Consider the following 14,812-nt stretch of genomic DNA (forward strand, 5'->3'; position numbering starts at 1 on the left):
AACTTCGGCAGGCTGTGATTTCGGTCGTTAGCTTCTCTGCGAGCCGAGACCGCAATTCGGAACTATTTATCGCTATCGCTCAGTATCGACGGTTAAGCTCAGCGAGCAAGGTCACACGATCCGCTCGGCACCCGTGGGTTTGAAATCCTGCGAAGCCTGTCAAATATCGCTGAATTCCTGCGCCATTTCGGTCGGCTGCGTCGCGATATCGCTGCTCGCTTCCGATAAGAAAGGCCGCGTCAGGCAGGGAGTTATCAAATGAAGGTCGGGGTCCCAAAAGAAATCAAGGCGCACGAATATCGCGTGGGCCTTACTCCTGGAGCTGCCCGCGAATACGTGGCAGCGGGCCAGAGCGTGATGATCGAGACCGATGCGGGCGCTTCCATTGGTGCAACCGATGACGATTATCGCAATGCTGGCGCAACGATTCTAACTTCCGGCCTTGAGGTATTCGCCTTGAGCGAGATGATCGTAAAGGTCAAGGAGCCTCAGCCGTCCGAATGGTCTCAGCTGCGTGAGAATCACATCCTCTTCACACATCTGCATCTGGCTCCCGACCTGGACCAGGCTACCGGCCTCCTGGAATCAGGATGCACCGCGATCGCCTATGAGACGGTAACTGATACGCATGGTGGTCTTCCACTGCTGGCGCCGATGAGCGAGGTCGCGGGTAGGCTTGCGATCGAAGCGGCGGGTAGCGCCCTAAAGCGGAGTACAGGCGGACGAGGGCTGCTGATCGGTGGGGTGCCCGGTGTTCAGCCTAATCGTGGTGATCGGAGGTGGCGTCGTCGGTACGCACGCGGCACGCATGGCGGTCGGTCTGGGCGCAGAAGTGACCATCATCGATCGTTCGATAATCCGGCTCCGCGAGCTGGACGAGCTATTCGAAGGACGCGTTCGCACCAGATTTTCAACAATCGAGGCCTTAGAGGAAGAGGTATTTGCGGCGGATGTGGTGATTGGTGCCGTGCTCGTTCCAGGTGCGAGCGCGCCGAAGCTGGTCCGCCGGAGCATGCTGAGCTCGATGCGCAAGAGGGCGGTACTCGTGGACGTCGCTATCGATCAGGGCGGCTGCTTTGAGACATCACACCCAACAACTCACGCGGATCCAACTTACGATGTAGATGGCATCATTCATTATTGTGTGGCCAATATGCCCGGCGCCGTTCCGCTGACCTCGAGTCAAGCACTGAATAACGCAACTCTGCCGTTTGGTTTGGCTCTGGCCAACAAGGGCTTTTCCGCCGTTCTCGAAAATCCCCATTTGCGCGCAGGCCTCAACGTCCATCGGGGCCGGCTAACTTACAAAGCGGTGGCCGAAAGCCTCGGGCTGCCCTTCTCACCGATCGAACAGGCTGCGGCCTGATCCCAAAGGCTCTCATGGGCGTTTCCTCCGTGACTAGGCCACCCTTTGGGGTGGCCTTTTTTCGGCTACATCAATCGACTGACGCCGCCGGCATCTATTTTGAGCTCGGAGCGTAGCGTAGGATCACCAGACGAACACCTGGCTTAAGTCGCCCGCACGAGGGGGAGACAGTGTACTTTTGCCCCATACAGCGGATGTGAATGCCAGTTTTGCTCGCAAGACGGGGCAACTGAAAATGCGTTCCGCAGGCCCTGAGAGGGACGCGCATCACGCGTGTGACGTATCTGGAGCGACCGCCGCGACCTTCTGACTGGCTGTGGCGAGGCGGACTGGTGAGGACCTGCCGGTTGCTGCCCCTGATGCTGTCGCGTAAGCCGCGGCTGTCCCGGTGAGTGGAATTAACAAGTTGCGCTCTGGTTTAGACCCGTGGAGAACTTCGTGATGCCGCGCGACGCATCGATCTTAGCCGCGGCACGAAGCCGTTGGGGAGGATCTCAGATCGTCCCCCTGAGTCTGGCGAAGGTGGTTCACCTGATCTGACTGCTGTGAATCAACCATGCGCAAATCAAAGCATCGAGATCAAGCCGCCACGCCCCTTGTAGGATTTGCGACAGCGTGTCGAGGCGGCGATTTGCGTTATCGAAATTACTCCAGACGAATCAAGCTCAAACTGTCTGGCACAAGACTTGATAGCAAGAAACTGTCCCGCACCTTTTGCTTATGGAATCGCAGTGATGGCTTACAAGATAATCGCATCCCAGTGCACCGTCTGCGGTGCGTGTGAGTTCGAGTGTCCCAATGCCGCGATCAGCCTGAAGAACGACATATATGTGATCAATCCGTCCCAATGTACCCAATGTGAAGGGCATTTTGACGCGCCACAATGCGCGGTCGTTTGCCCGGTGCCCGATACCTGCGTGCCGGCAAAGGTAGCGTAGCCGACGAGAGGAGCTCCCGCGCGAAACATAATGAAGACGCTCTCGACACCGCCGCCTTCCTAACCGTCTCCTGTTTTTCTCACTTGCTAGCCGCGAGTTCGTGGTGACTCGCGCGAGCCGCTCGCAGAGCTTGCGGCGGAACGAGCGCGCCGCCCCGAGACCCCGACAAAGGGACAGGAGTTGGCTTTAGTGCTTCTAAATTTTTCTGGCGAAATTTGATCACGACTAAATACAGCAGTCACCGCATCGCTGAAATGCGTCAGCTTTTTAGCTTGACTGAAGCCGCGGGCTCGATGCCCCTGGGCTGAAATGATGCATGGGAGAGCGACATGGATGGTCGCGGCGATAGCAACGGCACCAAGGCCGCTTCGACCATCGAAGCTGACGATGCGGTCGACCAGCGCCTGGGTCAAACCGTGCGGCTGCTGCGGCAGCGCGCCGGCCTCTCGATCCAGGACGTCGCCAACAAGACCGGCCTGTCCACCGGCATGATCAGCCAGCTCGAACGCGCACGTGCGATGCCGTCGATCCGCACGCTGCGCCTGCTCGGTATCGCGCTCGACGTCCCCATCTCCTATTTCTTCGAGAGCAGCGATCCCGCCGATGGGCAGCGCTACATCGTGCGCAAGACCAACCGGCGGCTGCTGCGGCTCACCGCCAGCGGCGTGGTCAAGGAAGCGCTGACCCCGGAAGGCAAGGGCCAGCTCGAGCTCTACGAGCTCACGCTCAATCCCGGCGCCTCCTCCGGCACCGACTTCCTGCAGCACACCGGCGAGAAGGCAGGCTACATCCTCTCGGGCAGCCTGCTGCTGTGGCTCGACAACCAGGCCCATGTGCTGGAAACCGGCGACAGCTTTCGTTTTCCCAGCATCGTGCCGCACATGTTCGACAACCCGACCCAGCAGGTGGCGCGCGTGATCTGGGTGACGACGCTGCGCCAGACCGATTCGCCTGCGGTTTGAGGCGCGCCAAGGGGTGTTCCGTATCCGGTTGAGTTTCCGGCGTGACTACAATGAACTTGCGGGCCGCACTGAACGCCCGACGCAAGGCGCGCGGCGAGCAGGAATTCTACACCCGCGAATTTCTGAAATGAGACGGTTGGCTTAACTTCGCCCACGACATGCTCAAGCGCGGCTTCAATGTCGGCTTCTTCGGTCGCGAGAAGAAGCGCAACGAAGTTTTGCAGATGGCGCTGTTCGAGCCGAGCCTGTGCGGCCTGGACGAGATCGATGCTGGCCTCGACATCGACGCGCTGCGTATCGTCGCCAACGCAATCAACGGCTTGCGTTCGCCGGGTCGACGGCTCGCAAGGAATGCGTCCATCTGAACGCCGACTTCTGCGAGATCAATTGCGATTTCTAAGTCATGACGGGTCACAAACTGTACAGTCCGACTGAGGTCGGGGTACTTTACGGCAAGTCTGAGCACTGGCCTCGATGTCGCCCTTCCACCGGAAGATGATTCGCGAGGTTGCGTTCCAGTGTCATTTACGGCGATCCGCCACGCCGGGTCAAAGCGGGACGCCGCCGATCGTCGAAGCCCATCGGTTTAGGCGTCGCTGTCGATTACATCAGTTCAATAGGCAAGGTGCAGAACCACACGCACGAGAAAATACTGCTCGGTTACCCGGAGGAGGGGCTCAGGCCATCAACTTCGTGCGCATGATCGGGACTCCGGCCGAGAAGGGCCTATCATTTCGTTTGAAGTGAAGGGAACACATGCGCATGACATTGCCGCCGTCCTCGACCGCGCCGGTGTAGCCGTTCGGACGGGGGCGCACTGTGCGATGCCGCTGCTCAAGTGTTTCAGCCTGCTGGCGACGTGCCGTGTGTCGCTTGGACTTTTACAATACACGCGAAGAGATCGATGTGCTCGTGCGTGCCCTTATCAGGCCGTACCAACTGCTCGCGTGACCTGGCGAGCGTACACGAGGCGACGCAGCTCGCGTTGAGCTCTGCAGCATGGGATCGTGCACGTCGCTATCATCGCAGCAGGTGAGCATCTGTAGGTGTCAATAAGTATAGAAGCATTGGCAAGCCTGTGTCGGCCAGCCCGCTAGCGGCCGACTTGCGCGTTCAATCGCAGAGCACTGCAGTCGCGGTAAGATCCAGAACTGGGCAGGAATTTCAGGCAGAGCCCGCCTTGTTCCATTTCGAACGGGGCCACGCCAAGAGTTCTCTGCAAAAGCGCGATGTCGGATTCGCAACAACGCCCGTGTCACCGCACGAGGCGCGCTAAGTAGCTTTGATTGTTACGGTTTTGGTGCCCACGAGACGCTGGCATGCTGGTTGCAAAAGTCTTGGTCAAGAAGCCGCCCTCGCAACAGCTAACGTTTGAAGGACATCAGATGAGTCTCGCCACGACCCAGAGCATCGCAGAAATCAGGGCTCGCAACAAAGAGCTGATCGAGGAGGTGCTGAAGGTCTATCCGGAGAAAACGGCGAAACGGCGTGCCAAGCACCTCAATATTCACCAGGCCGGAAAGTCAGACTGCGGCGTGAAGTCCAACATCAAATCCATACCTGGCGTGATGACGATCAGAGGCTGCGCCTATGCAGGGTCAAAGGGGGTGGTCTGGGGACCAATCAAGGACATGGTTCATATCAGCCATGGCCCCGTCGGCTGCGGTCAGTATTCGTGGGGCTCGCGTCGCAACTATTACGTTGGCACCACAGGTATTGATAGCTTCGTGACCCTGCAGTTCACATCCGACTTCCAGGAAAAGGACATCGTATTCGGCGGCGACAAAAAACTGGTCAAAATTCTTGATGAAATCCAAGAGCTGTTTCCACTCAACAACGGCATCACGATCCAATCGGAATGCCCGATCGGATTGATCGGCGACGATATCGAAGCCGTGTCACGAGCGAAATCCAAGGAATATGGCGGCAAGACCATCGTGCCGGTCCGTTGTGAGGGCTTCCGGGGCGTGTCGCAGTCACTGGGCCATCACATCGCGAACGATGCGGTGCGCGACTGGATTTTTGGCCATCTCGAGGGCGATGGCAAACCCAAGTTCGAGCCGACGCCGTACGATGTTGCGATTATCGGAGACTACAATATCGGGGGCGACGCCTGGTCATCACGAATTCTGCTGGAGGAGATGGGCCTGCGGGTAATCGCGCAGTGGTCCGGCGACGGCTCACTGGCTGAGCTCGAAGCAACGCCGAGGGCAAAGCTCAACATTCTGCATTGCTACCGTTCGATGAACTACATCTCACGCCACATGGAAGAGAAGTTCGGTATCCCGTGGTGCGAGTACAATTTCTTCGGACCATCAAAGATCGCAGAGTCCTTGCGCAAGATTGCGGGTTATTTCGACGACAATATAAAGGAAGGGGCCGAGCGGGTAATCGAGAAGTATCAGCCGCTCGTGAGCGCGGTGATCGCTAAATATCGGCCTCGCTTGGAGGGCAAGACGGTGATGCTGTACGTCGGCGGGCTCCGTCCGCGTCATGTGATTGGCGCATATGAGGACCTTGGGATGGAAGTCATTGGCACCGGATACGAGTTCGGTCACAACGATGACTATCAGCGCACAGCTCAGCACTACGTGAAGGACAGCACGCTTATCTATGATGACGTCAATGGCTACGAGTTCGAGCGCTTCGTCGAAAAGCTCCAGCCTGACCTTGTCGGGTCAGGTATCAAGGAAAAGTACGTTTTTCAAAAGATGGGTGTGCCTTTCCGGCAGATGCACTCTTGGGACTATTCGGGTCCATATCACGGCTATGACGGATTCGCGATCTTTGCGCGCGACATGGACATGGCTGTCAACTCGCCGATTTGGAAGAAAACGAAGGCCCCCTGGAAGGAAGCTTCGAGGGCCAAGCTCCAGGCTGCGGAATAAAGCAACTCATCTCGCTTGGGAAAGCCGGGCGATACCAATCTCGACGATAGTGAAGGATTTCACCAATGGCGCAGAGTGCCGAGCACGTGATCGATCATGTCGAACTGTTCCGCGGTCCAGAATACCAGCAGATGCTGGCCAAGAAGAAGATATTCGAGAACCCTCGCGATCCCGCCGAGGTCGAACGTATCAACGAATGGACGAAAACCGCCGAATATCGCGAAAAAAACTTCGCGCGGGAGGCGCTAGCGGTAAATCCGGCCAAGGCGTGCCAGCCGCTTGGCGCCGTATTCGCCTCTGTTGGCTTTGAGCGCACGTTGCCCTTCGTCCACGGCTCGCAAGGCTGTGTGGCCTATTACCGCAGTCATTTGTCCCGGCACTTCAAGGAGCCGAGCTCCTGTGTCTCTTCGTCAATGACGGAAGACGCTGCCGTATTCGGCGGTCTGAACAACATGGCCGACGGGCTGGCGAACAGCTACAACATGTACAAGCCCAAGATGATTGCGGTTTCCACAACCTGCATGGCCGAGGTGATCGGCGATGACCTCAACGCCTTCATCAAGACGTCGAAAGAAAAAGGCTCGGTTCCGGCGGACTTCGACGTGCCGTTCGCCCACACGCCGGCGTTTGTCGGCAGCCACGTCACGGGCTATGACAATGCGCTCAAGGGCATTCTGGAGCACTTTTGGGACGGCAAGGCCGGGACAGCGCCGAAGCTTGAGCGCAAAGCGAATGGGGCGATCAACATCATTGGCGGGTTCGACGGCTATACCGTTGGGAACCTGCGCGAGATCAAGCGCATATTGGAATTGATGGGCATCCAGCATACGGTTCTCGCCGACAATTCGGAAGTCTTTGATACTCCGACCGACGGCGAATTCCGGATGTATGACGGTGGTACGACGCTGGAGGATGCGGCGAACGCGATTCATGCCAAGGCGACTATCTCCATGCAGCAGTGGTGCACGGAAAAGACGCTGACATTCGTGGCGGAGCATGGCCAGGACGTCGTATCCTTCAACTACCCGGTGGGCTTATCTGCAACGGATGACTTCATCGTCGCGCTGTCACGCCTCAGCGGCAAGGAGATTCCCGAGCAACTTGCGCGAGAACGTGGCCGCCTGGTGGACGCCATCGCCGACTCCAGCGCGCATGTTCATGGCAAGAAGTTCGCGATCTATGGCGATCCGGATCTTTGCTATGGGTTGGCTGCGTTTCTGCTCGAACTCGGCGCCGAACCGACCCATGTGCTGTCTACCAACGGCAACAAGGCATGGCAGGAAAAAATGCAGGCGCTGCTTGCAAGCTCGCCATTTGGACAGGGCTGCCAAGCCTATCCCGGCCGAGACCTCTGGCACATGCGCTCACTTCTGTTTACCGAGCCCGTCGATTTTCTGATTGGCAACACTTACGGGAAGTACTTGGAGCGTGATACCGGAACGCCACTGATCCGCATCGGCTTTCCGATCTTTGATCGGCATCACCATCACCGCTCCCCCCTATGGGGCTATCAGGGCGGCCTGAATGTGCTGGTGAAGATCCTGGACAAGATCTTCGACGAGATCGACATGAACACCAACGTTCTTGGCAAAACGGACTACAGCTTCGACATCATTCGCTGATGAGCGACTGCGCGTGCCATCGCCCAAGCAATGGACGATGGCACGAGCACATGATGGTTGACTTTGCAATTTGTTCGCCCTGAGAGGAAACAGGATGAGTTCACTAGCGGCCACGGTCCAGAATATCTTCGACGAGCCGGGCTGCGCCAAAAATGGAAGTAAGTCGGAGGCTGAACGTAGGAACGGCTGCACCAAACAGCTGCAGCCGGGTAGTGCTGCCGGCGGCTGTGCTTTCGATGGCGCCAAGGTTGCGCTGCAGCCGTTCACCGACGTGGCTCACTTGGTACATGGTCCGATCGCGTGCGAGGGGAATTCCTGGGACAATCGCGGTGCGGCGTCGTCCGGCTCGGATCTGTGGCGCACCGCATTCACAACCGATTTGAGCGAAACCGATATTGTATTCGGAGGCGAGAAGCGGCTTTGCAAAGCTATCAAGGAGATCATCGACAAGTTCGATCCGTCCGCCATCTTCGTTTATCAAACCTGCATCCCGGCGATGATCGGCGACGACATCAACGCAGTTTGCAAGGCGGCGTCTCGAAGATTCTCAAAGCCGGTGATCCCGATCAATTCTCCGGGCTTCGTCGGTTCGAAGAACCTCGGCAACAAGCTGGCCGGCGAGGCCTTGCTTGACTATGTGATCGGTACGCAAGAGCCGGACTACACCACCCCGTACGACATCAATCTGATCGGAGAATACAACCTTTCGGGAGAGCTCTGGCAAGTGAAGCCATTACTAGACGAGCTTGGAGTGCGAATTCTCTGCTGCATCTCAGGCGATGGCAAATATCGCGAAGTCGCTTCATCTCATCGCGCACGGGCGGCGATGTTGGTGTGCTCAAAGTCCATGATCAACGTCGCACGCAAGATGGAGCAACGCTATGGGATTCCATTCTTCGAGGGGTCTTTCTACGGTATTCAAGATTCGAGTGAATCGCTACGCCAGATCGCCCGCTTATTGGTTGAACGCGGCGCCCCGACAGATCTGCTCGGGCGCACCGAAGCGTTGATCGCGCGCGAGGAAGCGTGGGCCTGGGGTGCGATCGAGCCGTATAAGCCACGGTTCGAAGGCAAAAAGGCGTTGTTAATGACCGGCGGCGTCAAGTCATGGTCGGTCGTTGCAGCACTCCAGGAAGCCGGGCTAGAGTTAGTCGGTACCAGTGTGAAAAAATCGACCAAGGAAGATAAGGAGCGCATTAGGGAGCTCATGGGGCATGATGCCCACATGATCGAGAATATGACGCCCCGCGAAATGTACGAGATGTTGAAGGGCGCGAAAGCGGACATCATGCTATCGGGCGGCAAATCGCAGTTCGTCGCGCTGAAGGCAGCGGTGCCTTGGCTCGATATCAACCAGGAGCGTTGCCACGCCTATATGGGCTATGTCGGAATGGTCAAGCTGGTGGAGGAGATCGATAAGTCGCTCTCCAGTCCGATGTGGAAGCAGCTACGTCGACCGGCGCCATGGGAGGCGTTGGCCAAGGCGATGGAGCAGATGAAATCGCCCGCGATCCCGCTCGCCGATCCGGCGCTCGCCGAAAAATCGCGCCGCGCCAGGAAGATCTGCATGTGCAACAGGGTCGATCTGGGCACGATCGAGGATGCAATTTACGCGCATTGCCTGAGGAGCGTCGAAGCGGTCAGGGAGCATACCAATGCGGTCGGTGGCTGCTGCCAAAGACGTATCGAGGAGATCTTGATGTCCGAGCCATCTGCCATGCGACAGGCCGCAGAGTAGGGAGGCGTCATGGCCATCGTCACGACGCCGACAAAAGCCTGCGCTGTCAACCCGCTGAAGATGAGCCAGCCGATCGGCGGCGCATTCGCCTTCATGGGGCTGGGCGGGGCGATGCCGCTTCTGCACGGCTCCCAGGGGTGCACATCCTTCGGGCTCACGCTCTTTGTCCGGCATTTCAAAGAGGCTGTACCGCTGCAGACCACCGCGATGAGTGAGGTCACGACTGTGCTGGGTGGTTATGAGAATCTCGAGCAGGCGATACTGAACATCGACAAGCGAGCTAAGCCAAAGATCATCGGAATCTGCTCGACTGGTGTCACCGAGACCAACGGCGACGACGTGGATGCCTACCTCAAGCTGATCCGGAGCAAGCATCCGCAACTCGCAAAGTTGCCGCTCGTTTACGTCTCGACACCTGATTTCAAGGGTGCGTTCCAGGACGGCTGGGAGAAGGCTGTCGCGCGCATTGTGGAGGTGCTGGTGGATGGGCCAAATGCCAGTCGCCTGAGGGATCCATCGAGGGTGAATGTTCTGCCGGGATGTCACCTCACGCCCGGCGATCTTGATGAACTCCGTGTCATATTGGAGGATTTCGGGTTGTCTCCGTCGTTCCTCCCTGACCTGGCGGGATCGCTCGATGGGCATATCCCCGATGAGTTTACGCCAACGACCGTCGGCGGCATCGGCGTCAGCGAAATTGCGAATATGGGCCGCGCCGGGTGGACGATTGCAATCGGCGCGCAGATGCGGCGAGCTGCAGAGGTCATGCAGGCAAAGACCGGCGTGCCTTTTCGTGTCTTCGAGCGGCTGTGTGGCCTTTGTCCGAATGATGAGTTCATGACGTTTTTGAGCGAGATCAGCGGCCGCCCGATACCCTTGAAATATCGACGCCAGCGCAGTCAGCTCGCAGATGCTATGCTGGATGCGCACTTCCATATTGGCGGTCGCAAACTTGCAATCGGTGCCGAGCCAGATCTTCTGCTCGATTTGTCCGGCATGCTGAGCGACATGGGCACGCAGGTGATCGTTGCCGTGACGACGACTCAGTCGGAGGTGATCGAGCGGATCAAGACCAAGGAGGTGATCATTGGCGATCTCGAAGATCTGGAAGACCTTGCCAAAGAGAGGCATTGTGACCTGCTGATCACGCATTCGCATGGAAGGCAAGCGGCGGCGCGGCTGAAGGTGCCGTTCTATCGCGCAGGTTTTCCGATATTCGATCGATTTGGCGCGGGACACCAGCTATCGGTAGGCTACCGTGGTACGCGGAATGTGATCTTCGAAATCGCGAATCTCGTGATCGCGCATCGCGACGAGAACGATCAGCCTACGCCCGATAAGTGGCGGACTGGGCGCGTACTGCCACGATGCGCGGGCCATCGCAGCTCCACCGTCGCGACTGAGAGGTCGGTTGCATGAAAGTTGCGTTTGCCACTCAGGACCTGAGACGCGTCGATGCTCATTTTGGTTGGGCAAAGAATATCGCAATCTACGATGTCGCTCCTGGAGGGCACGTCTTTGTTAAAGCGATCGAGTTTGATGGCGATCTTAAGGAAGACGGCAGCGATGATAAGTTGGCGCCAAAGATAGAGGCTATCAAGGATTGCGCAATCCTTTACGTCGCTGCCATTGGTGGTGCAGCGGCTGCTCGAGTGGTGGCCAACAAAATCCATCCTATCAAGGTGAGCAAACCAGAAAACATTCTAGTGCTCCTGGAAAGGCTCGAGCGGGTGCTGAAGGGCACACCACCTCCCTGGCTGCGCAAGGTCATGGCAAAGGACCAGGGGAGAACGTTCGAGTTTGATGAATGAGGTGATATGACCGCAAAAATAGAGCAGCAGGCCAGCCCGGTCGACGCGCCATTCCTCATCGATTTGGTCAAGATTTGGCGTGCTCAGGATACTAACGGAGCCTGGGAAGGGAAGAGCGATCGTGATCTGCTCGAACCCTATATCCTGAACATGGAGAAGCGGCGCGCATTGCCGATTATCGGTGATCCCGATGCCAAGACACTGTGGCGGCTTGAGCTGTTCTTCAATGCAGTTGCGCTGTCAGTAGAGAGGGAGACCGGCGTTATGATTCAGCCGATTCTGAAGCTGCATCATGAAGGCTTCGGGCGCATAGTGCTCATCGCAGGGCGGTTGGTCGCCGTAAACAAGCAGCTGCGCGACGTGCATCGCTTCGGATTCGACAGTTTTGTCAAGCTGGCTCAGGAGGGGGATAAATATGTCAGGGATGGAGTTGACCTGATTCGGAAATTCCCCGACGTGGCGAACTATTGAGGATGCACACTCATGAGCGATCGTGAAACACTGAAAGACGAACTAAGGAAGGTGTCCGCCAAGGCGATTCAGGCCAAGATGGATCTGCACGACCTTTCGGAAGAACTGCCCATCAACTGGACCTCGATCATGGTGGTCGCGCAGAAGGCGTACGATACTTATGCCGAACTTGAGCGCAAGAGCCTCGCCTTAAAGGCGCTGGAGAATACCTAGAGGGAGCAATGCATGTCGTTTCAAACACGAGACGGACGCGACTGGACGCCACAATACTTGATCACGATCGATTCAAAGAAATGCATCGGCTGTGGCCGCTGTTTCAAGGTGTGCGGTCGAGATGTCATGACCTTGAAAGGAATCAACGAGGAAGGCGAACTTATCGACCTCGACAATGACGAGGACGATGAGATCGAGAAGAAGATCATGGTCCTGAACGATCAGGGTGCCTGCATCGGGTGCGGTGCGTGCGCCAGGGTTTGCCCGGCCGACTGCCAGACCCACGTTTCAGCTGCAGCCGAAGCTGCATGAGCGAAGGCAGCTCTCCGGGGCCTTTAGGAGCAGCAGCTTTAAGAGCAGCAGGCCCGGCTCGGATTGAAGGAGAGCATTTTCAGGAACAGCTGGGCCGCAACGATATCATGTCCGTGGTAGGTCTTCAGGTTACTCATCCGCGCGAGAACGCGGGCGATATCTTCCTGGAACATCAAATCCGAGAGGAGGGCGATCATCCGTTGGTCTTGTCACGTCCTGCCAGGAGAGGCATGGAGGCTGTTTAGCGGAAATGGGTGTTGTTCACGTGGGCCGCAACAACCGAGTGCTTTGATCCTAACCAGCACCCCGAAGTGTGGATGAACGAGAACGACGAGTGGAAGCGGGTCGACAGGCCTACCCCTCGTTCGTTCTTTAATCGCAGGCACGGGTCAACTCCGATAGCGAACGTGATCCACTGGGGTTCATGGTTCTTTCCGCGGTTGTCTCCACAGGGACTCGGCGCATGATCGCGCTCAAAAGGTGTGCATCTCGACGTGAAGAGTGCGGCGCGTAAAGCCCGCAGGTATGACTTCAACGTTGCCAAGACCTTCGTCGCGGCGGGGACGCTTGTTCCGCCGAAGGCGCATCTAGTGTGGTTTAAGACTGCCTCATGCGGCGCGCACCTCTGGCCGGAACTCGGTGCTATCGGCGGTCAGGAAGAGACGCCGTAGAGTCTTCAGCCAGGCGCGCAAGATGACCAGCTGCCGCTGAGAGTCGCCGGCGAGCAAAATAGCTGGAGTCACAACCGCAGGCTGTGTGCATCCGATGCTGGCCGCTCGAAACAAGCTCGTGGTCCTGCGGCGCGCCGGCTGTTCTCGCTGACAGCGGCGGATGTCGATCCAGTCCCAATCGACCTTGGCGGCGAGCTGAACCGCGAGTGCTTCATATTGATCATCTGGTCCAGCCTGGCCCGGAACAGATTGCCCGATCCCGTCGTCCTATGCTTCTTCGGCCGCATTGCAACCTCCGGTGCGACGACGGAATCATGGTTGTCGAGTTCACGGAATCCTGAAAATGAAATTTGGAGACTCCGATGCCCGGTGTACCAAACCGTGCATTCGCAGATCAGTCCACAACGACGAGACACGGTTATAGCGCATTTGCTTAACGGTTATTTACTGACGAGGCGTTAGCTTCCTTTCACAAAAGCCGGCGACAGATGCTCAACCTCGGCGCGTCAGCTCGTGGTCAGCTAGACCCCTTACCATCGTCGGTAGAGCTCGAGCAACGCGAGCTCAGCACCCGCAAACCCTACCGATAGGAGAGCGATCCGATGTATGGCCGAATTGTTGGCTCATCTAGCCAATCCACAAGCGCTACCCAGGCTGATCAAGCAAGTCATTCAGATGATGAGGGCTTTGCGGAAAGGCTTGCAGGCATGACGCCCGATGCTGGCCCAAGTTCGTCTCAGGCAGCGACACGGCCGTACTCCGTAATTTACGAAACTCCGATCAAAGAGATCGATATTCGTACCTTTGGGAAAGAAGTGGAGGCCTTCTATGGTGACGACATCAAGTACATTGCCGAGCGTCCACTGGAGTACTCGGATTTCATATCCACAAAAGCTGCGCGCGCGGCATTCGTTGCTAGAACCTATGGTCACACCGACGAAGATACGGACCAGGCGCGATATTACGCCTATCGTTTGGGTGACAAAACTGTCGGGCTTCTGAGGACAGAAGGCGAACTTCGGGTAGGAGGAAGGCGATTCAGCGCCCAGTTTCCCGGTCGAAACGCGGTCACATCCCAAGTAGATCTTCGGGTTACTCATCCGCTCGTCGAGAACGCTGGCGATATTCTACTTGAGCATCAGCTTCGGGAAGACGGAGAACAAGCATTGATTATGTCAAAACCTGCGCTCCCAGGCATGGAGCCCCGTCTGGCTCAGATGGGCTTTGTTCGTGTGAGTGATAAGAATCACTGGGTACTTGATCCTCACCAGCATCCCGACAAGTGGACGCATAACGCTGAAGGTAAATGGCAACGTGTAGGCAAAGGTGAAGGATATCTTGCCGCCGAGAGTAGTGGTGCTCAGGCAAACATCAAGCGAGCGTCGAGTGAAGCAAGTGATGAGACAGAGTCGTCAGGCGATGACACGTCTTGGTACTTCGAGCGCCTCAATCTGGGTCCGGGGCCGGCTACAGAATAGTCGCTGTGGACGAGGTCGGGCCTGAAAGCGGTGGCTACTCGAGCTCATTGAGTATGTTGCTGCAGGAATGGCTCGCCACTTCAACACGCGCTTGCGTCAGGCGGCGGGATCGCGCCCAGAGTGCTGCCCGATCAGCGCTGGGCCGCTCGCCGCCAACGCGGCTTAGCCCTCAGCTGCCTGCGCTGGCGCTGCGCAGCCCGGTGCTCCCCCACCGCGGTTGGCTAGGGGCGGCGGTCGACCGACCAATCCTGCTTGAGTGGGGCATCTTGATACAGTCGGCGACATCGTCAATGCACCAAAGCAGAGCGGTACTGTCCAGAATCTTTCGCACTTTTGATCAGG

At 57.5% G+C, this 14,812-nt stretch carries 13 protein-coding genes and 2 pseudogenes; 14 read left to right on the forward strand and 1 reads right to left on the reverse strand.

Annotated features, from left to right (window positions below; translation table 11 throughout):
• Positions 1-258 precede the first annotated feature (258 nt).
• The 13 genes and pseudogenes from ald to fdxB all read left to right on the forward strand — a co-directional run bounded on the left by ald (position 259) and on the right by fdxB (position 12,321).
• Positions 259-1,366: pseudogene (ald, locus tag XI05_RS12270) on the forward strand (alanine dehydrogenase).
• Between the two features lie 734 nt (positions 1,367-2,100).
• Positions 2,101-2,304: a 4Fe-4S binding protein gene (locus XI05_RS12275; RefSeq protein WP_225124662.1), complete on the forward strand. Its 204-nt coding sequence runs from the start codon at positions 2,101-2,103 to the stop codon at positions 2,302-2,304.
• A gap of 329 nt (positions 2,305-2,633) precedes the next feature.
• Positions 2,634-3,266 (forward strand): cupin domain-containing protein, encoded by a 633-nt coding sequence (locus tag XI05_RS12280; RefSeq protein ID WP_271501856.1) that lies wholly within the window; start codon positions 2,634-2,636, stop codon positions 3,264-3,266.
• 32 nt (positions 3,267-3,298) lie between these two features.
• Positions 3,299-3,610, forward strand: a pseudogene (gene sufC, locus XI05_RS12285) (Fe-S cluster assembly ATPase SufC); the annotation flags it as partial.
• 399 nt (positions 3,611-4,009) lie between these two features.
• Positions 4,010-4,255, forward strand: coding sequence for an aminotransferase class V-fold PLP-dependent enzyme (locus XI05_RS12290; protein ID WP_271501858.1), 246 nt, complete (start codon positions 4,010-4,012; stop codon positions 4,253-4,255).
• A gap of 396 nt (positions 4,256-4,651) precedes the next feature.
• A complete protein-coding gene (gene nifD, locus XI05_RS12295; protein ID WP_271501873.1) occupies positions 4,652-6,154 on the forward strand; it encodes a nitrogenase molybdenum-iron protein alpha chain in 1,503 nt (500 codons plus the stop codon).
• Positions 6,155-6,219: 65 nt separating this feature from the next.
• Positions 6,220-7,776, forward strand: a complete 1,557-nt coding sequence (gene nifK, locus XI05_RS12300; RefSeq protein WP_271501859.1) for a nitrogenase molybdenum-iron protein subunit beta — start codon at positions 6,220-6,222, stop codon at positions 7,774-7,776.
• Positions 7,777-7,870: 94 nt separating this feature from the next.
• Positions 7,871-9,514, forward strand: coding sequence for a nitrogenase iron-molybdenum cofactor biosynthesis protein NifE (gene nifE / locus XI05_RS12305; RefSeq protein ID WP_271501860.1), 1,644 nt, complete (start codon positions 7,871-7,873; stop codon positions 9,512-9,514).
• 9 nt (positions 9,515-9,523) lie between these two features.
• Positions 9,524-10,933: a nitrogenase iron-molybdenum cofactor biosynthesis protein NifN gene (gene nifN, locus XI05_RS12310; RefSeq protein ID WP_271501861.1), complete on the forward strand. Its 1,410-nt coding sequence runs from the start codon at positions 9,524-9,526 to the stop codon at positions 10,931-10,933.
• Positions 10,930-11,325, forward strand: a complete 396-nt coding sequence (nifX, locus tag XI05_RS12315) for a nitrogen fixation protein NifX (protein ID WP_271501862.1) — start codon at positions 10,930-10,932, stop codon at positions 11,323-11,325. Before nifN ends, nifX begins: the two co-directional genes overlap by 4 nt.
• 6 nt (positions 11,326-11,331) lie before the next feature.
• Complete coding sequence (locus XI05_RS12320) at positions 11,332-11,796, forward strand: NifX-associated nitrogen fixation protein (RefSeq protein WP_225124657.1); 465 nt, start codon at positions 11,332-11,334, stop codon at positions 11,794-11,796.
• A 12-nt stretch (positions 11,797-11,808) separates the two neighbouring features.
• Complete coding sequence (locus tag XI05_RS12325) at positions 11,809-12,009, forward strand: CCE_0567 family metalloprotein (RefSeq protein WP_271501863.1); 201 nt, start codon at positions 11,809-11,811, stop codon at positions 12,007-12,009.
• A 12-nt stretch (positions 12,010-12,021) separates the two neighbouring features.
• Complete coding sequence (gene fdxB, locus XI05_RS12330) at positions 12,022-12,321, forward strand: ferredoxin III, nif-specific (RefSeq protein ID WP_271501865.1); 300 nt, start codon at positions 12,022-12,024, stop codon at positions 12,319-12,321.
• A 38-nt stretch (positions 12,322-12,359) separates the two neighbouring features.
• On the opposite strand, the gene XI05_RS12335 is transcribed toward fdxB, so the two are convergent.
• On the reverse strand, positions 12,360-12,518 hold the full coding sequence (locus tag XI05_RS12335) for a hypothetical protein (RefSeq protein ID WP_271501867.1): 159 nt from the start codon (positions 12,516-12,518) through the stop codon (positions 12,360-12,362).
• Positions 12,519-13,594: 1,076 nt separating this feature from the next.
• Here XI05_RS12335 and XI05_RS12340 point away from each other — a divergent pair.
• Positions 13,595-14,470 carry a host specificity protein gene (locus tag XI05_RS12340; protein WP_271501869.1) on the forward strand — a complete coding sequence of 292 codons (876 nt, stop codon included), beginning with the start codon at positions 13,595-13,597 and terminating at the stop codon, positions 14,468-14,470.
• The last annotated feature ends 342 nt before the right edge of the window (positions 14,471-14,812 follow it).

This window comes from Bradyrhizobium sp. CCBAU 11357, from assembly GCF_028128865.1.
Taxonomy (GTDB): domain Bacteria; phylum Pseudomonadota; class Alphaproteobacteria; order Rhizobiales; family Xanthobacteraceae; genus Bradyrhizobium.